Here is a 20,997-nt window from a genome sequence, read left to right as displayed (position 1 = left end):
CATAATCAGCATTGCGCTGCTGATCGTGGCCATTCTGAATTTTACGCATAAAAAATAGCCCGTCCTGACCCTGGAAAAGTCGACGAGCTATTTTGTAAGTGATTTTCGCCGGGGCGGGTGAGCTGCATTCACCTTCCGGCTTTCCTGTTAAGTGTATTATAACACATCTTAATTATTTTTCAAGGAATCTGGAAAATATGGGTGGAAAAATCTCAGTAAAAGCAGCAAAGCATACACGGTAAACACAGTAATTATACGGAATTTATGATTCATGGGTTTACAATCTTCGTCTTTTCATGTATAATACTTGCAATTTGGGCATTTATAAGCCGGACGCTGGGCATGGCTGGAAGCAGCCGAAAACTGCGGCCATGCGCTGGGCATGGCTGGAAACGGCCGGATGCCCTGTTCAGATACTGGAAGAAAGGACAAAGGTGAAAAGATGAAAGCATTTCTGATTTTGGAAGACGGACATGTCTTTACCGGCAGAAGCATTGGTTCTGCCAGGGAAGCGGTCAGCGAGATTGTATTTAATACTTCTATGACTGGTTACCTGGAAGTACTGACCGATCCCTCTTATTCGGGACAGGCCGTGGTGATGACGTATCCGCTGATTGGCAATTACGGGATCTGTTATGAGGATATGGAATCCGACAGACCCTGGGTGGACGGTTTTATTGTGAGGGAGCTGTCCAGGATGCCAAGCAACTTCCGGTCGGAAGACACGATACAGCATTTCCTGGAAAAGAATGACATCCCCGGTATCTGCGGTATTGATACCCGTGCACTGACGAAGATCCTCAGAGAGTCGGGAACTATGAACGGTATGATTACCACGGATGAAAACTATTCTCTGGAAGAAGTCATGAAAAAGCTGAAAGCATATTCTACCGGAGACGAAGTGTCGAAAGTGAGCTGTCAGCAAAAGACCGTACTTCCGGGTGACGGCTATAAGGTGGCCCTGCTTGACCTGGGAGCAAAACGCAATATCGCGCGTTCTTTAAATAATCGTGGCTGTGAAGTCACTATCTATCCTTCTCATACATCTGCGGACGAGATCATCGCTTCCCATCCGGACGGCATCATGCTTTCCAATGGTCCTGGCGACCCGAAAGCGTGCGGCAAGGTCATCGAAGAGATCCGCAAGATTTATCACACAGATATTCCTGTTTTCGCAATTTGTCTTGGTCATCAGCTTATGGCGCTGGCTACAGGTGCGGATACCTATAAATTAAAGTACGGACATCGCGGCGGCAATCATCCGGTAAGAGATCTGGAGACAGGCAGAGTGTATATCTCCTCTCAGAATCACGGGTATGCAGTGGATGTGTCCAGCCTGGATCCGGCTGTTGCGGTTCCTGCATTTGAAAATGTCAACGACGGGACGAATGAAGGCCTGAAATATGTTGGAAAGAATATTTTCACAGTACAGTATCATCCGGAGGCGTGTCCCGGACCGCAGGATTCCGGGTATCTGTTTGACCGTTTTATTCGAATGATGGAGGTGAAGAAGAATGCCTAAGAATCCGGAGATTAAGAAAGTTCTGGTGATCGGTTCTGGTCCGATTGTCATCGGCCAGGCGGCAGAGTTCGACTACGCGGGGACACAGGCGTGCCGTTCTTTGAAAGAGGAAGGAATCGAAGTAGTTCTTTTGAATTCCAATCCGGCTACGATTATGACGGATAAAGATATCGCGGATCACGTATATATCGAGCCGCTGACGACAGAAGTGGTGAAACAGCTGATCCTGAAAGAAAAACCGGACAGCGTGCTGCCGACCCTGGGCGGACAGGCAGGACTGAATCTGGCCATGGAACTGGATGAACAGGGATTCTTCGAAGAGACCGGGGTAAAGCTCATCGGTACTACTTCTCAGACGATCAAAAAGGCGGAGGACCGTCTGGAATTTAAATCCACTATGGAGAAGATCGGGGAGCCGGTGGCATCGTCTCTGGTAGTAAACAATCTGGAAGACGGCATTGCGTTCGCGCGTCAGATCGGTTATCCGGTGGTGCTTCGTCCGGCTTATACTTTAGGAGGAAGCGGCGGAGGAATCGCCCATAACCAGGCTGAACTGGAAGAAATCCTGGCAAACGGACTGCGTCTTTCCCGTGTGGGAGAAGTACTGGTAGAACGCTGCATCGCGGGATGGAAAGAGATCGAGTATGAAGTAATGCGTGACAGCGCCGGCAATGTGATCACGGTCTGCAACATGGAGAATATCGATCCGGTTGGAGTTCATACGGGAGACAGTATTGTGGTGGCTCCTTCTCAGACGCTGGGCGACAAAGAGTATCAGATGCTCAGAACTTCCGCGCTCAACATTATTACAGAGCTCCAGATTACCGGCGGCTGCAACGTTCAGTTCGCGCTTCATCCGGAGAGTTTTGAATACTGCGTCATTGAAGTGAATCCCCGAGTGAGCCGTTCTTCGGCGCTGGCCTCCAAGGCGACCGGTTATCCGATCGCGAAGGTGGCGGCGAAGATCGCCATCGGATATACGCTGGATGAGATCAAAAATGCGATCACCGGACAGACGATGGCAAGCTTTGAGCCTATGCTGGATTATTGTGTGGTTAAGATGCCGCGTCTGCCTTTCGATAAGTTTATCAGCGCCAAGAGAACGCTGACTACGCAGATGAAGGCGACCGGAGAAGTCATGAGCATCTGCGACAACTTTGAAGGCGGTCTGATGAAAGCGATCCGTTCTCTGGAGCAGCATGTGGACAGCCTCATGTCCTATGATTTCAGCCATCTGGATCATGACGGACTGCTGGAGCAGCTGGCAGTGGTGGACGACCGCAGGATCTGGGTGATCGCGGAAGCGATCCGCCAGGGGATCCCATATGAAACGATCCATGATATTACGAAGATTGATCTGTGGTTTATCGACAAGATTGCCATTCTGGTGGAAATGGAGCATGCTCTGAAAACGCAGGAACTGACGGCAGATCTGCTGAAAGAAGCAAAGCGTATCGAGTTCCCGGACAATGTAATCGCGCAGCTTACCGGAAAGACAGAGGCCGAGATCCGCGCCATGCGTTATGACAACGGCATTGTAGCTTCCTATAAGATGGTGGATACCTGTGCGGCAGAATTCGACGCGGCAACGCCATACTACTATTCTGTATATGGAAGTGAAAATGAGGCAGAGGAGACCAGCGGGCGCAAAAAGGTGCTGGTACTGGGGTCCGGCCCGATCCGGATCGGCCAGGGCATCGAGTTCGATTTCTGCTCCGTACACTGTACATGGGCGTTTTCCAAAGCAGGGTATGAGACGATCATCATTAACAACAATCCGGAGACCGTAAGTACGGACTTCGACATTGCAGATAAACTGTATTTTGAACCGCTGACGCCGGAAGATGTGGAAAGCGTCGTGCGCCTGGAGAAACCGGATGGGGCTGTGGTGCAGTTTGGCGGACAGACGGCGATCAAGCTGACGGAAGCCCTGATGAAGATGGGAGTACCGATCCTGGGCACCTCTGCGGAGAATGTGGATGCGGCGGAAGACAGAGAACTGTTTGATGAAATACTGGAAAAATGCGGTATTCCGCGCCCCAAGGGAGACACCGTTTACACGGCGGAAGAGGCGAAAGCAGTCGCAGGCCGCCTGGGATATCCGGTATTGGTGCGTCCTTCCTACGTGCTGGGCGGCCAGGGTATGCAGATCGCTATAAATGATGAAGATGTGGAAGAGTTTATCGGTATCATCAACCGGATTGCCCAGGATCACCCGATTCTGGTGGATAAATATCTGCAGGGCAAAGAGATCGAGGTGGATGCCGTCTGCGATGGAGAGGACATCCTGATTCCCGGCATCATGGAGCACATTGAGCGCGCGGGTATTCATTCCGGAGACAGTATCTCCGTATATCCGGCCAGAAGCATCAGCGAAAAAGTAAAGGCCACGATTGAGGATTATACCAGAAAACTGGCGCGTTCTCTGCATGTGATCGGACTGATCAATATTCAGTTTATTGCGGTAGGAGAAGACGTCTATGTGATCGAGGTGAATCCCAGATCCAGCCGTACGGTTCCGTACATCAGCAAAGTGACAGGAATCCCCATCGTGCCCCTGGCCACACAGGTGATTCTTGGAAAGAAGATCCGGGAGCTGGGTTATGAGCCGGGGCTCCAGAAGGAAGCAGATTATTACGCGATCAAGATGCCGGTATTCTCTTTTGAAAAGATCCGCGGCGCAGATATCAGTCTGGGGCCGGAGATGAAATCCACCGGAGAGTGCCTGGGTATTGCGAAGACTTTCAATGAAGCGCTGTATAAAGCATTTCTGGGAGCAGGCATTAATCTGCCCAAGCATAAAAATATGATTATGACGGTACGTGATGAGGATAAGCCGGAAGCGGTGGAGATCGCGAAACGGTTTGAGGCGCTGGGATACAATATTTATGCCACAAAAGGCACGGCACGGGCTCTGATGGAGGCGGATGTACAGGTTCGCATGACCCGGAAACTGGAGCAGGAATCCCCGAATATTCTGGATCTGATCCTGGGACATCAGATCGATCTGGTTATCGACACGCCGTCCCAGGGCGTCGAGCACAGCCATGACGGATTCGTGATCCGTCGGAACGCCATCGAGACAGGCGTCAATGTGCTGACTGCTATCGATACGGCGAAAGCGCTGGTGACTTCTCTGGAAGATACCGATCACAAAAATCTGACACTGATTGATATTGCGACAATTTAGTTTTTGGAACGGCAATGCCCGTTCCGGGGGGCTGCCTGTGAGGCAGCCCTTTTCCGATTATTAGACAGTTTGAAAAAAATGGGGAAAAATAGGACGGATACGGATATTGTGGAATGTATTTGCTGATTTAATTTGAGTATAATGCAAAAAACAGTTATCAGCAGCCGGGAACGATTGGTTCGCGTTGCCGGGTTCGCATTGTCGGCATCCTTAAATATAGACAGAAAGCAGAAATATTTATATAATAGGCCTATGAATAATATCCGATGATTTAGTTGAAATCGGAAATACTATACAAACAATAAAACAGAAAAAGGAGAAAAGGATGGAAGAGACAAACAAAAGATTTGAGGAAAGAACGGACCGTTATCGCCAGAATTTCAAAAAATACGGATATTCTGAGATGAGCATGGATATGCCCAGTGACCGTCGTGTGATCCGGTACTACGAGCTTTTGAAATATTTTGAATTTTTCCAGTCGCCGAAAACAGAGCCGGCGTTTACGCTGTGCGATGCAGGATGCGGATTCGGCGATATTAACGGATATCTCCAGAAGCTGGGTTTTCAGGATTATTCTTATATCGGTCTTGACGTGGTGGATGAGTTCATGGAAGAGGGAAGAAAACATTATGGTTCAGACAGGATCCGGTATCTGAAGAGAAATTTCACCACAGATGATATTTCAGACCTGGAATTTGATTACGCGGTATCGTCTCAGACTTTTACGATTCCTTATACGGAGAAACCGGATAATTACGAGACGATCTTTTCCTCGGTGGAAAAACTGTTTAAACAGTGCCGCAAAGGTGTGTCTTTCAACTTTTTCACGGATAAAGGCCAGTTCCAGCGCCCTGGAACAGCCTATCATGATCCGGTGGAGATTCTGCGGTTCGCGTATACTTTATCCACCAATGTAATTCTGGATAACAGCTGTTTCCCATATGAATGCACGCTGACGATTCTGAAAGACAATGCATGTTCGGAGAATGGCATGATCTTTGACCGTTTTCTGAGAATCCATCAGCATGAGTTTGAAGACCATACGTTTGTGGTTAAGAAAAAATAAACGGGGCTGCCCATGGGCGAAAGAAAGGAATATGCAAGATGAAACCATTTTATCAGATGTCAAAAGAGGAGTTGTTCAGCCAGTTCCAGACAGATGGAAACGGCCTGACTTCAGAGCAGGCGAAGAAAAAGCTGGATGAAGTCGGGAGAAACGCGCTGAAAGAGGCGAAGAAGAAGAGCACGCTCCAGGTATTTCTGGAACAGTTTGCCGATCTGCTGGTGCTGATCCTGATTGTGGCGGCGGTTATTTCCATGATCTCCGGCAATATAGAAAGCACGATCGTTATTTTTGTAGTAATCGTGCTCAATGCGGTGCTGGGCACGGTTCAGTATGTAAAGGCGGAGAAATCTCTGGACTCGCTGAAGGCATTGTCTTCTCCTCATGCAAAGGTTCTCAGGGACGGACGCAAAATGGAGATCGAATCTGAACTGGTGGTGCCGGGCGATATCCTCTGTCTGGAAGCAGGGGATATGATTGTGGCGGACGGCCGGATCCTGCAGAACTATTCTCTGCAGGTCAATGAAAGTTCTCTGACCGGCGAGTCTACCAATGTGGATAAGACCGACCAGGTGCTGGAAGGAGAGCAGCCGCTGGCAGACCGCACCAATATGGTCTTCTCCGGAAGTCTGGTGACATACGGGCGCGCGGATGTGCTGGTGACGGGCACCGGTATGAATACAGAGATCGGTACGATCGCCAATCTGATGAACGATACCCAGGCGAAAAAGACGCCGCTGCAGGTGAGCCTGGATAATTTCAGCAAGAAGCTGGCAATTATCATTATTGCCATCTGTATTGTGGTATTTTTCCTGGGCGTGTACCGGGACATGCCGATTTTGGATTCGCTGATGTTCGCAGTGGCGCTGGCGGTTGCCGCGATTCCGGAAGCGCTCAGTTCCATAGTGACGATTGTCCAGGCTATGGGTACTCAGCGGATGGTTAAAGAAAACGCCATTGTCAAGGAACTGAAAGCCGTGGAGAGCCTGGGATGCGTGTCTGTGATCTGCTCCGATAAGACCGGCACTCTGACACAGAACCGCATGACTGTGCAGGAGATCTATATCGACGGACAGGTGATCCGCCCGGAACAGGTGGATATCCGGACTCAGCTTCACAGATATCTCCTGTATGCGGCGATTCTGGCTAACGATTCTTATCTGCAGGAAGACGGAAGCGGAGTGGGAGATCCTACAGAATACTGTCTGCTGGAGATGGCCGCGAAAGCCGGGCTTTCCAGAGCGGGTATTTCCGAGGAGACGATCCGCGGCATGATGCCCAGGATGGAAGAGATCCCGTTTGATTCGGACCGTAAACTGATGAGCGCCAAATATCGTCTGCATGGAGTGCCCACGGTGCTCACCAAAGGCGCGGTGGATGTGCTTCTGGGCAGGGTGACGCAGATTGCGGAAGCGGACGGGGTGAGAGCTTTTACCGAAGACGACCGGAAAAAGATCCTGGAGCAGAACGAGCGGTTCTCGAGAAACGGACTGCGTGTCCTGGCCTTTGCCTGTAAAGAAGTGGGAGAGGACGATGTGCTTTCCCTGGAGAATGAGAAAGATTATACATTCCTAGGTCTGATCTCCATGATGGATCCGCCCAGGGAAGAGTCGAAGGACGCGGTGCATGACGCAAAAAGCGCCGGCATCCGCCCGATCATGATCACCGGCGACCACAAGGTGACTGCATCCGCCATCGCCGCCCAGATCGGTATCTATGAAGAAGGCGATATGGCTCTGACAGGTACTGAGCTGGATGCGCTGAACGACGATCAGCTGGACCAGGTGCTGGAAAAAGTATCTGTCTATGCCCGTGTATCCCCGGAGAATAAGATCCGGATCGTGGACGCATGGCAGAAAAAAGGCCGGATTGTAGCCATGACCGGGGACGGCGTCAACGACGCCCCGGCGCTGAAGAAGGCAGATATCGGTGTGGCCATGGGTATTACAGGAACCGAGGTTTCCAAAGACGCGGCGGCCATGATCCTGACGGACGACAATTTTGCCACTATCATCAAGGCGGTGCTGAATGGACGGAACGTGTACCGCAACATCAAGAACGCGATCCGTTTCCTGCTGTCCGGAAATATGGCGGCGATCCTGGCGGTGCTGTACTGTTCGATTACGGCCCTCCCATCTCCCTTTACACCGGTACAGCTTCTGTTCATTAACCTGTTGACAGACTCTCTTCCGGCGCTGGCGATCGGTATGGAACCGTCGGACAAGACGCTTTTGAAAGAGAAGCCCAGGGATCCGAAAGAAGGGATCCTGACCAAATCGTTTATGACGCAGCTTCTGGCTCAGGGAGCCTTGATCGCAGCGGTGGTTATGACAGGGTTCTATATCGGCATGAGACGTGACAGCGCGGTGGCCTGTACCATGGCCTTCGCGGTACTGACGCTGGCCAGACTGTTCCATGGCTTTAACTGCCGCAGTGACCGTTCTATATTGAAGATTGGTCTGGGAAGCAACAAATGGAGCGTCGGCGCTTTTGTCCTGGGACTGGCTCTGTTATGTCTGGTGCTGTTCGTTCCCGGGCTGCAGGGACTGTTTACGGTATCTCCGCTTACGGGCGGTGAAGCGCTGAGCATCTTCGTGCTGGCATTTATTCCTACATTGCTGCTGCAGATCTATAAACTGATCCGCGTAAAATAAAATGAATTACCGCCCGGCAGTGATCTGCCGGGCGGTTGTCGTTTCTGGCCGTTTAGTCGTCGATTCCGAATACATATTCCAACTGGTCTTCCGCTGCGTCCAGCAGATCTTCCAGGTGATCCAGTTCTCTTTCGTTGGTACGGAATTCATCTCTGGTGAGAGTGCCGTCCCGATACTGTCTTTCCAGTTCATTTTCATGAATCTCTAATTCATTGTCTATCTGGTTGGCTTCCTGCTTCAGGGAGAAGAACTGTTCCATGTCGTTGGACCCGCTGGGGGTTGCGGCGTTTGCCTTGGTTACATAGTCGTTGACCATAGTGGTAAGTTCCTCTAAGGTATAGGTGGTAGAGGAGCTGCCGGTGTCTGCCGCTGCGGTATCCGCAGTTCCGGTATCTGCCGCCGCGTCAGTGCCGGCGTTCGCGGAAGTATCTGCCGCCTGGGCGTCCGCCGCTGCTGTATCGTCTGCCGCCGCGGTGTCGTCAGAGCTGTCTGCTGTCTGAAGGTCTGCGATCTGCTGTTCCAGCTGCGCGATCTGCTCTTTTAAAGCTTCCGTCTCCGCGTTGGACGAAGAAGACTGGCATCCGGTGAGTAATAAAACGGTAACGGCTCCGATTGCTAATAAAGTTCTTTTTTTCATATATTTTTTCCTCGCTTTCTTGTTTTGATAGTTATATACTAAAAGAGAAAAATTAAAGGCAGATTAAAATAAAAAAAGAAAATAATTTTTTTGGAGGCCGTATGAGACATGAGAAATTCTTCACGCCTATGGGATATATCCATATGGAACCCATGGACGAGATCGCCGGGTTTCAGGTACGTCCCGGCATGTATGAACTGAACGGAGCCACGGCGCTGCCGGGAGGAGTGAACTTTACCGTGCACTCTTTTGGCGCCGTTTCCTGCGAACTGCTGCTGTTCCATCGTATGGAAGATGAACCGTACGCGGTGATCCCGTTCCCGGAGCATTACCGGGTGGGAAAAGTCTATGCGATGATCGTATTTGGCCTGGACATTGAAGAATTTGAGTACGCATACCGTCTGGACGGACCGTATGATCCGAAGAAGGGGCTTCTGTTTGACAAAAAGAACGTGCTGCTGGATATTTATGCCAAGGCGGTGACCGGGCAGAGCGTATGGGGCCGCGCCAGAAAGGAAGGCACTTTCTACAAAGCGCGGGTGGTGCGCGATGTGTTTGACTGGGGGAAGGACTGGAATCCGCTTATCCCTATGGAGGATCTGGTGATCTATGAACTGCACGTGCGGGGATTTACAAAGCATGAATCTTCCGGTGTGGAATACCCGGGCACCTTTGCGGGATTGAAGGAAAAGATTCCTTATCTGAAGGAACTGGGAGTCAATGCGGTGGAGCTGATGCCGATCTTCGAGTTTGACGAGATGAAAGACAGCAGGATCGTGGACGGACGTCAGGTGGTGGACTACTGGGGATACAATACGGTCAGTTTTTTCGCTCCCAATACCAGTTATGCGGGCCATGCCGAGTACAACAGGGAAGGAACGGAACTGAAAGAACTGATAAAAGCGCTGAATGAAAACGGGATTGAGTGTATCCTGGACGTGGTGTTCAACCATACGGCGGAGGGCAACGAGCTGGGGCCTTGTTTCTCTTTTAAAGGATTTGACAATAATATTTATTATATGCTGACGCCGGACGGCTATTATTATAATTTCAGCGGCTGCGGAAATACGCTGAACTGTAATCACCCCATCGTGCAGCAGATGATCCTGGACTGCCTTCGCTATTGGGCGACAGAGTATCATATCGACGGATTTCGTTTTGATCTGGCAAGTATTCTGGGGAGAAACGAGGACGGAACGCCCATGAGCCAGCCGCCGTTACTGAAAAGCCTGGCGTTTGACCCGATCCTGGGGGATGTGAAGCTGATCGCGGAAGCATGGGATGCCGGCGGTCTGTATCAGGTAGGGACATTTCCGGCATGGAACCGCTGGGCGGAATGGAACGGAAGGTACCGGGATGACATGCGCAATTTCCTGAAAGGAGATTATGGAATGGCGTGGGCCGCGGGACAGAGGATCATGGGTTCGCAGGACATTTATGATCCTGAGCGGCGGGGACACAACGCTTCCGTAAATTTTTTGAACTGCCATGACGGGTTTACTTTGTGGGATATGTATTCCTACAATGAGAAACACAACGAGGCCAACGGGTGGAACAATACGGACGGCAGCAACGACAACAGGAGCTGGAACTGCGGAGCCGAAGGAGAGACGGACAGTGAAGAAGTCCTTTCCCTGCGCAGAAAACTGGCTAAAAACGCGGTGACAGTGCTGATGATGAGCCGGGGAACCCCCATGTTTCCGGCAGGAGACGAATTCCTGAATACTCAATACGGAAACAATAACGCATATTGCCAGGACAATGAGATCTCCTGGCTGGACTGGAGCATGCTGGAGAAGAACAGGGATCACTTTGAGTACACAAAGCACATGATCCGTCTCCGGAAGGAGCATGACGTGATCCGGAGATTTTCCGGAACCTGTTCCCTGGGATGGCCCGAGATGCGCTCGGAAGGTCCGGATGAGTCTGCAAACGTGCTGAGGGTAATTTATGCCGGCCGCAACCGGGAGAATACCGGGGATGACCTGGTGTTGCTGGCGGTCAATGTATACTGGGAAGAGCAGGAGTTTCCGGTGCCCGGGCTGCCGTATGGAATGGGCTGGCAGGTGGAAGCGGACACTTCCGGATGGTATCTGCGGAAAAGTATTCCGGCGGGAGAAAAAGTCCGGGTATTGGAAGACAGGATGCGGATCGCGCCCCGTTCCGTGCTGGTGCTGACAGGAGGAAATGTATGAGACTGCTGGTAGTGGAAGATGAAGAGAATCTGCGGACGGTGATCCGCAAGAGACTGACGAAAGAAGGATACAGCGTGGACGCCTGCGCCGACGGACAGGAAGCGCTGGACTACATGGCTGTTTCCCCTTATGATACCGTGATTCTGGACATTATGATGCCGAAAATGTCCGGCATGGAAGTGCTGAAAAAGATGCGCGCCGGAGGAGATCAGACCCCGGTGCTGTTCCTGACGGCAAAGGACGGCATAGAAGACCGGGTGAAAGGACTGGACAGCGGCGCGGACGATTATCTGGTAAAACCCTTTGCGTTCGAGGAACTGCTGGCCAGGATCCGGGTGATGATCCGGAGGCAGTCGGACAGCGCGTCGGATGAGATGACGCTGGCGGATCTGATTGTGGACGCGGGGAAGCACCTGGTGACCAGAGGCGGCAAAGCGGTCGAACTGTCCGCCAAAGAATTCGCGGTGCTGGAATATCTTATGCGTCATCAGGGGCAGGTTCTGTCCAGAGAACAGATCGAGCAGCATGTGTGGGATTTTGACTACGAGGGCGGTTCCAACATGGTGGACGTCTATATCCGGTATCTGCGCCGGAAACTGGACGAAGGACATGAGAAGAAACTGATCCATACGGTAAGAGGCGCCGGATACGTGATGAGGGAACAGCCATGAAAAGGATGCCGCTGAAATGGAAAGTGACCCTGTGGTACGCGGGAATGCTGGTGGTACTGGTTTTTCTGGTGCTGGGATTCCTGCTCTACAATTCAGAACAGATGCTCCGCTCGGAGTCGGTATCCCGTCTGGAGGATATGGTCTGGGATTTTGTGGACGGGATCCGTCTGAATGACGATTCCTATGAACTGGATGAAGATATCCGGTTTTATGAGGGAAGTGTGGTTTTCAGTGTTTACGACAGCGACGGCAGTCTGTTATATGGAAGCGTTCCGGAGGGATTCCCCACGAGCACGCCTCTGAAGGCCTACGGGATCCAGGAGTTTACCGGTCTGGATGAGACCTGGACTACTTATGATATCATGATCCCTTACGGGAATGGTCAGACGCTCTGGGCGAGAGGAATCAACACGGCTGAGACGCTGACTACGGTAGAACATCTGGTAGTCCGGCTGCTGGTGATCGCCTGCCCTCTGCTGATCGCGGTGGCGCTGCTGGTGGGATATTCGATCACCCGGAGAGCGCTGCTTCCGGTGGATGAGATCTGCAGAACCGCGGACGAGATCAGCGGCGGTACGGACCTGAGCCGCCGGATACCGGAGGAGCGTGCCAGAGGGGAGATGCGTCAGCTGACGGATACGTTCAATCATATGTTTGCCCGCCTGGAGGAATCTTTCGCGAAAGAACGGCAGTTTACATCGGACGCTTCCCATGAACTGCGGACGCCCATCGCCGTGATACGTTCCCAGGCAGAGTACGCGCTGATGGACGACGTTACAGAGGAAGAGAGAAAAGAAGGACTGGAAGTGATCCTGAAACAGTCGGAGCAGATGTCGTCTCTTGTGTCCCGCCTGCTGACTCTGGCCAGGGCGGACAGCGGGAAACAGGCGCTTCGGAAAGCCCCTGTAGATCTGGGACTTGCGGCGGCGGCAGCGGCGGAAAAGGTACAGAAAAAGGCCTCGCTCCGGAAAATCCGGATACAATGTCATTTGAGCCCGGAACTGATCGTACAGGGAGACGCGGGAAGTCTGGATCAGGTATTGGTCAATCTCCTGGAGAACGCGGTTCAGTACGGAAAAGAAGAGGGTCATATCTGTCTGACGGTGGAAAAAGAAGGACGGGAGGCGGTGTGCCGGGTGGAGGACGACGGTATCGGAATCGCGCCTGAACATCTGGATAAGATCTGGAACCGGTTCTACAGGGTGGACGAAGCGCACGGATCGGGAGAGGGAAATTCCGGACTGGGACTGGCCCTGGTGAAATGGATCGCGGAGGCCCATGGAGGCAGCGTATCGGTGAAAAGCGAACCGGGAAAAGGCAGCCGCTTTACAGTACGTCTGCCGCTCGGCGGGGAGAAGTGACCCTGTGCAGCGCGCGGAAATCGCCTTGACACGGGATTTCCTTTGCCCTATACTTGAACGGAGTGTGTAAAGAGGAACAACAGGAGGAAATATCGTGGCAGATATCAGGAAAGAGATAGAAAAGAGACGGACTTTTGCGATCATCTCTCACCCGGACGCGGGTAAGACCACATTGACGGAAAAGTTCTTATTATATGGAGGAGCCATCAATCTGGCCGGATCCGTCAAAGGGAAGGCGACGGCGCGCCACGCGGTATCAGACTGGATGGAGATCGAGAAAGAGAGAGGTATCTCGGTTACATCTTCGGTACTGCAGTTTAACTATGATAATTATTGCATCAATATCCTGGATACGCCGGGACATCAGGATTTCTCGGAAGATACCTACCGGACGCTGATGGCGGCGGATTCCGCGGTTATGGTGATCGACGGTTCCAAAGGCGTGGAAGCGCAGACCAGAAAGCTGTTCAAGGTCTGCGTCATGCGGCATATACCGATCTTTACTTTTATCAATAAGATGGACCGGGATGCCATGGACACGTTTGAATTGCTGGACGATATTGAAAAAGAACTGGGAATCGCTACCTGCCCGGTGAACTGGCCGATCGGTTCGGGCAAAGAGTTCAAGGGCGTCTATGAACGCTCCAGCGGCAGGATCCATGTGTTTTCCGGCACTGAAAAAGGAACGAAAGAAGGAGAGGACAGAGTGCTGTCCCTGGATGAAGCCGACGAAGTGCTTCTGGAAGGCCAGAAAGAAAAACTTCTGGATGAGATCGATCTTCTGGACGGAGCCAGCGCCGAATTTGACCAGGAACTGGTAGACAAAGGGGAACTTTCGCCGGTATTTTTCGGATCGGCTTTGACGAACTTTGGCGTGGAGATCTTTTTAAAGCATTTCCTGGCGATGACCACGTCCCCGCTGCCCAGAAAAGCGGATGTGGGCATGATCGATCCCATAGAAGAAGGATTTTCCGGATTTATTTTCAAGATTCAGGCCAATATGAATAAGGCGCACCGGGACCGTATCGCGTTTATGCGTATCTGTTCCGGCAAATTTGAGGCGGGTATGGAAGTGCTGCACGTGCAGGACAACAAAAAGATCCGGCTGTCCCAGCCTCAGCAGATGATGGCCCAGGACCGCAAGATTGTGGAAGAGGCCTATGCGGGAGACATTATCGGACTTTTTGATCCGGGTATATTTTCTATAGGAGATACGGTGTGCATGCCGGGGCGCCGGATCCAGTATGAAGGCATCCCTACTTTCGCGCCGGAACATTTCGCCCGGGTGCGTCAGGTGGACACCATGAAAAGAAAACAGTTTGTGAAAGGGATCGAACAGATCGCCCAGGAAGGCGCGATTCAGATCTTCCAGGAGTACAATACCGGTATGGAGGAGATCATTGTCGGCGTGGTGGGCGTACTGCAGTTCGACGTGCTGAAATATCGGCTGAACCATGAGTATAATGTAGAGATTCTTCTGGAAAACTTACCATATGAGCATATCCGCTGGATCGAGAATCCGCAGATCGATCTGGACAAGATTAACGGAACCTCGGATATGAAGAAAATCCGTGACCTGAAGGGACGACCGCTGCTTTTGTGGATCAACAGCTGGAGCATCGGCATGACGCTGGACCGCAACCCCGGTCTTGAACTTTCCGAGTTTGGGCGTTAAGCATGAGCCGCCGGGGAACCTGGCGCAACTGCCCCTTCACAAAAGCGGTAAAATTTGTTACAATGCAGTTAGTGTAGGATCAGCTTTGGGAGGTAATGGGATGGAAAAATTAGACAGAGCAACGCATGTACTTCAGATCGACGGCGACAAAGGCGAAGTGCAGATCGCGGATGAGGTGGTCGCTATCATCGCCGGTATGGCCGCGACGGAGGTCAAAGGAGTGGCTTCCATGGTCGGCAATATTAAAAATGAGCTGGTGGCAAAGATGGGGATGAAGACGTTGTCCAAAGGCGTGACGGTAGAAGTCACCGATACGGACGTGAAAGTGGATCTGGCGCTGAATATGGAGTTCGGCGCGAATATCCTGGAAGTGTCCGGCGTCGTACAGGACAAAGTAAAATCCGCCATCGAGAGCATGACCGGCATGAAAGTATCAGAGGTCAATGTCCGTGTGGCAGGCGTCGTACTTTCTTAAAAGAGAAAGACAAGATGGAAGAAGGGGCTGTCGCAGTATGGACCGACAGTCCCATTTTTGCACAACAGGAAATAAGATTCGGAGGACAGGATGAAGAGAAGAGAGTTGAGAGAGCATATTTTTCAGCTCCTGTTTCGTGTGGAATTTAACGGACAGGAAGACATGCAGGAGCAGGTGGACCTGTTTGTGGACGACATGAAGGAGAACGGAGAAGTCCGGCCGGAGGATGAGGCGTACATCTCCGGAAAATATCAGAAGATTATGGAAAGGCTTCCGGAGATTGACGCCATACTGGAGGGAGCGTCCAAAGGATGGAAGATCGGGCGCATGAACAAAGTAGACCTGACGATTCTGAGACTGGCGGTCTATGAAATGAGATACGACGGGGATATTCCGGAGAAAGTGGCGATCAACGAGGCGGTGGAACTTTCTAAAAAGTTCGGAGGAGACGATTCGCCGTCCTTTGTCAACGGCGTACTGGCAAAGCTGGCGGATAAAGCAGAATAAAATGACGAAAAATGTCTATTCGGTAAAACAGGTCAACGCTTACATCAAAAATATGTTCGTACAGGATTTTATGCTGAACCGGATCTACGTGAAGGGAGAAGTGTCCAACTGTAAATATCATACTTCCGGACATATTTATTTCTCTCTGAAAGACGAATCGGGCGCTATTGCCTGCGTCATGTTTGCCGGAGACCGGAGAAAAGGGCTGGCGTTCCGGATGCAGGAGGGACAGAAGGTCATCGTGCTGGGAAGCGTCAGCGTCTACGAACGGGACGGCAGATATCAGCTTTACGCAAAAGAGATCGTTCCCGACGGGGAAGGAGATCTTTACCGTCAGTTTGAGAAGCTGAAAAAAGAGCTGGAAGAGATGGGCATGTTCGCCCCGGAGTTCAAGCAGCCCATACCGTTTTACAGCCGGAAAGTGGGTATCGTGACCGCGCCCACAGGCGCGGCGGTGCGGGATATTATGAATATTTCCCGGAGAAGGAATCCCTATGCGCAGCTGATCCTGTACCCTGCTCTGGTGCAGGGGGACCAGGCGGCGGAAAGCATCGTGAAGGGGATCCGCACACTGGACAACTATGGCGTAGACGTGATGATCGTAGGCCGGGGAGGCGGATCGATCGAAGACCTCTGGGCATTCAATGAAGAGATTGTGGCGAGGGCGATCTTTGAATGCCGGACGCCTGTGATCTCGGCGGTGGGACATGAGACAGATACGACGATCGCGGATTATGTGGCGGACCTGAGGGCGCCGACTCCTTCCGCGGCGGCGGAACTGGCGGTGGCGGATGTGCGTCAGCTTCTGGATGGACTGGAACTGTTTCATCAGCAGCTTCTGGACCGGATGGAACAGAAGATCCTGGTCCGGCGGGAGCAGGCGGAGCATCGGAGAAAGCTGCTGCAGTATGCAAGCCCCAGACATCAGCTCAACGAAAAGCGCCAGTATGCTGCGGATCTGCAGGAAAAGCTGGGACAGGCCATGCGCCAGAAAGTCCTGGAGCGGAGGCATCAGGTGCAGATTCTGGCACAGAGGCTGGACGGGGCGTCGCCGCTGAAAAAGCTGAGTCAGGGATATTCTTATACGCAGACACAGGATGGGAAAGCCCTTCGAAGCGTGGAGGAAGTCCGTCCCGGCGAACAGGTTACGATTCATGTGACAGACGGAAAGCTGTTCGCCCAGGTGCTGAAGACGGAGAAGGAAGAGCGTATCGGAACGCCGGAAAGGAATAGACAGTGATGGAGATTGTATATCAGGATTCAGGGAATGAAAAAGAACTGAAACTGGAAGAAGCGCTGGATCGGATTGACGCGCTTTTAAATCAGATGGGGGACAAGGATGTGTCTCTGGAAGAAACATTCCGTCTGTACCAGGAAGGGATGCGGCTTCTGAAAAACTGCAGCGAACAGATTGACCGTGTGGAGAAACAGATGATTCAGATCGATGAGGAGGGACAGATCCATGAATTTTCGTGAAGAACAGAAGAAAAGGACCGAATGGACCGAAGAGGTGATCCGGGAATTTCTGCCGAAAGAAGAGGGATACCAGAAAGAAATCATGGAAGCCATGAATTACAGCGTTCTGGCGGGAGGCAAACGGCTTCGTCCGCTGATGATGTATGAGACGTACCGGATGTTTGGCGGAGAAGGAGAAGTGATCCGCCCCTTCATGGCCGCTATGGAGATGATCCATACTTATTCTCTGGTACACGATGATCTTCCGGCCATGGATAACGATGAGTACCGCAGGGGGAAGCTGACGACGCATGCGAAATACGGTCATGCCATGGGGATCCTGGCGGGCGACGCGCTTCTGAATTTTGCGTTCGAGACGGCAGCTTCTGCTTTCGATTATGGAGAAGATCCCGGTCGGGTGGCGAAAGCCCTCCAGATTCTGGCGAAAAAAGCGGGCGTCTACGGCATGATCGGCGGTCAGGTAGTGGATGTGCAGTCGTCCGGGCATGCCATATCCAAAGAACGGCTGGATTTTATCTACAAGCTGAAGACCAGCGCGCTTCTGGAAGCGGCTATGATGACAGGAGCGGTACTGACAGGAGCTGCGGAAGAAGAAGTCCGGACGATAGAACAGGTGGCTTCCGATGTGGGCGTAGCGTTTCAGGTCCGGGATGATATCCTGGATGTGACAGGAACTCTGGAATCCATCGGCAAGCCGGTACACAGCGATGACAAAAATGAAAAAACCACTTATGTAACTTTAAAAGGACTGGAACAGGCTTCGGCGGATGTGGAAGAACTGTCGGACAGGGCGCTTCGGAACCTGGCTTCACTTCCTTATAAGAACGAGTTTTTGACAGAATTGATTCAATCACTGGTATACAGGGACAGATAAAGGGGGTGGCACCATGGTTCTGGAAAAAATCAATCAGGCGAATGATATCAAGAAGATTCCGCCGGAAGAGTATGAACAGCTTGCGGAAGAGATACGCGCCTTCCTTATTGAGAAGATCAGCCGGACAGGAGGGCATCTGGCTTCCAACCTGGGAGTGGTGGAACTGACCATGGCGCTGCATCTCAGTCTGGATCTGCCCCGGGACAAGATCGTCTGGGATGTGGGACATCAGTCTTATACGCATAAGCTGCTGACCGGAAGAAAAGCGGGGTTCGACGAACTCCGGAAATACGGCGGTATGAGCGGATTCCCCAAACGGAAGGAGAGCGACTGCGACTGCTTTGATACCGGACACAGCTCCACCTCTATTTCAGCAGGGATCGGCCTGGTGGCCGCGAGAGACCTGCGGGGAGAATCCGGCTACGTGGTGTCTGTGATCGGAGACGGCGCCCTTACCGGAGGCATGGCGTATGAAGCTTTAAACAACGCTTCGCAGTTAAAAAAGAATTTTATTATTATATTAAACGACAATAATATGTCAATCGCGGAAAATGTGGGGGGCATATCTGAATACTTAAACGGACTGCGTACCAATGAAGTATACACGAATTTCAAGAGCGGGGTAGAACAGTCGCTGAACCGGATCCCTTACGGAAATCATCTGGCGAACCAGCTGAAGAAGACCAAGAGCGGGATTAAGCAGCTGTTCATCCCCGGGATGTTTTTTGAGGATATGGGCGTTACCTATCTGGGACCCGTGGACGGACATGACATCCGCAAGCTCCTGGACGTGCTGAAAAAAGCGAAACGTGTAAAAGGCGCGGTCCTGGTACATGTACTTACCAAGAAAGGCAAAGGTTACGAGCCGGCGGAACGGCATCCCGCCAGATTCCACGGCGCGGAGCCTTTCGATATCGAGACAGGGCTGCCTAAAAACCGCAGGAAAAAGGCAAACTATCAGGATGTCTTCTCCACCTGCATGGTAAAGCTGGGCCAGCGCAATGAAAAAGTGGTGGCGATCACGGCGGCCATGCCGGATGGTACCGGCCTGAAGAGGTTCCGCCTGAACTATCCGGACCGTTTCTTTGATGTGGGAATCGCGGAAGAGCATGCGGTGACTTTCGCGGCAGGCCTGGCGGCGGGAGGAATGCGGCCGATTTTCGCGGTGTATTCTTCTTTCCTGCAGAGAGCCTATGACCAGGTGCTGCATGACGTCTGTATCCAGAACCTTCCGGTAGTCTTTGCCATCGACCGGGCGGGACTGGTGGGAAGCGACGGAGAGACTCATCAGGGGATCTTTGATCTGTCTTATCTGTCCAGTATTCCCAATATGCATATCATGGCTCCGAAAAACAAATGGGAACTTTCCGATATGCTGAAATTCGCGGTGGAATTTGACGGGCCTGTCGCGCTGCGGTACCCCAGGGGCGAGGCGTACGACGGGCTGAAAGATTTCAGAAGACCGATCGTGTATGGAAAAAGCGAAGTGATCTACGAAGAAGAGGACATCGCTCTTCTGGCTGTGGGCAGCATGGTAAAGACCGCGGAGCAGGTCCGCCGGAATCTGAAGGGGATCGGCTACAGCTGTACGCTGGTGAACGGACGTTTTATCAAACCGGTCGATACCGATATTCTGGAAGAACTGGCGAAAGACCACCGGCTGATCGTTACCATGGAAGAGAATGTCCGCAGCGGCGGTTTCGGAGAGAGAGTACAGGATTACATTGTAGACCGGGAGCTGCCGGTTCATGTGCTGGAAATTACGCTTCCGGACGAATATGTGGAACACGGCAACGTGTCGCTGCTCTACGAAGAAGTGGGAATCGACGCGGATTCGGTGACAAAGCGGATCATCGAAAAATATATTACGATAAAGCAGGGATAAAGATATGAAGACGAGACTGGATGTACTTCTGGTAGAACGCGGACTGGCAGAGTCCAGAGAAAAGGCGAAAGCCATTATCATGTCCGGAAATGTATTTGTGGACGGGCAGAGAGAGGATAAGGCAGGCGCTTCGTTTCCGGAAACAGCGGTGATCGAGGTCAAGGGATCTCCGCTGAGATATGTAAGCCGTGGAGGGCTGAAGCTGGAAAAGGCCATGAGTCATTTTGATATTGACCTGACCGGAAAAATCTGTATGGACGTGGGATCTTCTACCGGAGGTTTCACAGACTGCATGCTCCAGAACGGCGCCGCGAAAGTGTACGCGGTGGATGTGGGAAGCGGTCAGCTGGCCTGGAAACTCCGTCAGGACGAGCGGGTGGTCTGTATGGAAAAAACCAATATCCGCTATGTGACCAGAGAGCAGATCCAGGAACCGGTGGAGTTCGCGTCGATCGACGTGGCGTTCATATCGCTGACCAAGGTTCTGACGCCGGTGAAACAGCTGCTGACGGAAGAGGGCCAGGTGGTGGCTCTGATCAAGCCGCAGTTTGAAGCCGGCAGAGAGCAGGTGGGGAAGAAAGGCGTGGTGCGGGACAAGACCGTACATCTGGATGTGATCCGGCATGTGATCACCTATGCGGTCGGGATCGGATTCCAGGTGCTGAATCTGGAATTTTCGCCTATCAAAGGGCCGGAAGGGAACATCGAATATCTGCTTCATCTGCAGAATCATAAAGAGGGGACGGTCTGGGAGCAGGTGCCGGTAGATCCGCGGGGGATCGTGGATCTGGCCCATCAGACCCTATAAGCTT

General features: G+C 52.0%; 16 protein-coding genes. 15 read left to right on the top strand and 1 reads right to left on the bottom strand.

Annotated elements, in window-relative coordinates; genetic code table 11:
• The first annotated feature begins 442 nt into the window (after nt 1–442).
• The 4 genes from B5F29_RS09985 to B5F29_RS09970 all read left to right on the top strand — a co-directional run bounded on the left by B5F29_RS09985 (nt 443) and on the right by B5F29_RS09970 (nt 8,429).
• Nucleotides 443–1,522, top strand: coding sequence for a carbamoyl phosphate synthase small subunit (locus B5F29_RS09985; protein WP_087154503.1), 1,080 nt, complete (start codon nt 443–445; stop codon nt 1,520–1,522).
• On the top strand, nt 1,515–4,712 hold the full coding sequence (gene carB / locus B5F29_RS09980; RefSeq protein WP_087154486.1) for a carbamoyl-phosphate synthase large subunit: 3,198 nt from the start codon (nt 1,515–1,517) through the stop codon (nt 4,710–4,712). The genes B5F29_RS09985 and carB overlap by 8 nt, the downstream gene beginning before the upstream one ends.
• Nucleotides 4,713–5,037: 325 nt before the next feature.
• Nucleotides 5,038–5,778: a class I SAM-dependent methyltransferase gene (locus B5F29_RS09975; protein ID WP_087154485.1), complete on the top strand. Its 741-nt coding sequence runs from the start codon at nt 5,038–5,040 to the stop codon at nt 5,776–5,778.
• A gap of 38 nt (nt 5,779–5,816) precedes the next feature.
• Nucleotides 5,817–8,429, top strand: a complete 2,613-nt coding sequence (locus B5F29_RS09970) for a cation-translocating P-type ATPase (protein ID WP_087154484.1) — start codon at nt 5,817–5,819, stop codon at nt 8,427–8,429.
• A 52-nt stretch (nt 8,430–8,481) separates the two neighbouring features.
• Here the strand turns inward: B5F29_RS09970 and B5F29_RS09965 are convergent, their stop codons facing one another.
• Entirely contained in the window at nt 8,482–9,066 is a 585-nt protein-coding gene (locus tag B5F29_RS09965; protein WP_087154483.1) for a hypothetical protein, read from the bottom strand.
• Nucleotides 9,067–9,167: 101 nt separating this feature from the next.
• Between B5F29_RS09965 and glgX the strand changes: the two genes are divergently transcribed.
• From glgX to B5F29_RS09910, 11 genes are all read left to right on the top strand, one after another.
• A complete protein-coding gene (glgX, locus tag B5F29_RS09960; RefSeq protein ID WP_087154482.1) occupies nt 9,168–11,261 on the top strand; it encodes a glycogen debranching protein GlgX in 2,094 nt (697 codons plus the stop codon).
• Nucleotides 11,258–11,932 (top strand): response regulator transcription factor, encoded by a 675-nt coding sequence (locus tag B5F29_RS09955; protein WP_087154481.1) that lies wholly within the window; start codon nt 11,258–11,260, stop codon nt 11,930–11,932. The genes glgX and B5F29_RS09955 overlap by 4 nt, the downstream gene beginning before the upstream one ends.
• Nucleotides 11,929–13,293 (top strand): sensor histidine kinase, encoded by a 1,365-nt coding sequence (locus B5F29_RS09950; RefSeq protein WP_087154480.1) that lies wholly within the window; start codon nt 11,929–11,931, stop codon nt 13,291–13,293. The genes B5F29_RS09955 and B5F29_RS09950 overlap by 4 nt, the downstream gene beginning before the upstream one ends.
• 94 nt (nt 13,294–13,387) lie before the next feature.
• Nucleotides 13,388–14,968 carry a peptide chain release factor 3 gene (locus B5F29_RS09945; RefSeq protein WP_087154479.1) on the top strand — a complete coding sequence of 527 codons (1,581 nt, stop codon included), beginning with the start codon at nt 13,388–13,390 and terminating at the stop codon, nt 14,966–14,968.
• Between the two features lie 100 nt (nt 14,969–15,068).
• The gene (locus tag B5F29_RS09940) at nt 15,069–15,443 is read left to right on the top strand and encodes an Asp23/Gls24 family envelope stress response protein (protein WP_087154478.1); all 375 of its coding nucleotides are present in this window, start codon (nt 15,069–15,071) and stop codon (nt 15,441–15,443) included.
• 90 nt (nt 15,444–15,533) lie between these two features.
• A complete protein-coding gene (gene nusB, locus B5F29_RS09935) occupies nt 15,534–15,950 on the top strand; it encodes a transcription antitermination factor NusB (RefSeq protein ID WP_087154477.1) in 417 nt (138 codons plus the stop codon).
• A gap of 1 nt (nt 15,951) precedes the next feature.
• Complete coding sequence (gene xseA / locus B5F29_RS09930) at nt 15,952–17,190, top strand: exodeoxyribonuclease VII large subunit (protein WP_087154476.1); 1,239 nt, start codon at nt 15,952–15,954, stop codon at nt 17,188–17,190.
• Nucleotides 17,190–17,426: an exodeoxyribonuclease VII small subunit gene (xseB, locus tag B5F29_RS09925; protein WP_087154475.1), complete on the top strand. Its 237-nt coding sequence runs from the start codon at nt 17,190–17,192 to the stop codon at nt 17,424–17,426. The genes xseA and xseB overlap by 1 nt, the downstream gene beginning before the upstream one ends.
• Entirely contained in the window at nt 17,413–18,300 is an 888-nt protein-coding gene (locus tag B5F29_RS09920; protein WP_087154474.1) for a polyprenyl synthetase family protein, read from the top strand. The genes xseB and B5F29_RS09920 overlap by 14 nt, the downstream gene beginning before the upstream one ends.
• A gap of 13 nt (nt 18,301–18,313) precedes the next feature.
• Nucleotides 18,314–20,185 carry a 1-deoxy-D-xylulose-5-phosphate synthase gene (gene dxs, locus B5F29_RS09915; RefSeq protein ID WP_087154473.1) on the top strand — a complete coding sequence of 624 codons (1,872 nt, stop codon included), beginning with the start codon at nt 18,314–18,316 and terminating at the stop codon, nt 20,183–20,185.
• A 4-nt stretch (nt 20,186–20,189) separates the two neighbouring features.
• Complete coding sequence (locus B5F29_RS09910; protein WP_087154472.1) at nt 20,190–20,993, top strand: TlyA family RNA methyltransferase; 804 nt, start codon at nt 20,190–20,192, stop codon at nt 20,991–20,993.
• The last annotated feature ends 4 nt before the right edge of the window (nt 20,994–20,997 follow it).

Source organism: Lachnoclostridium sp. An196 (genome assembly GCF_002160135.1).
GTDB lineage: Bacteria > Bacillota > Clostridia > Lachnospirales > Lachnospiraceae > Hominiventricola > Hominiventricola avistercoris.
Note: the sequence above shows the minus strand (reverse complement) of the source record. Positions and strands in the feature narration are given on the sequence as shown.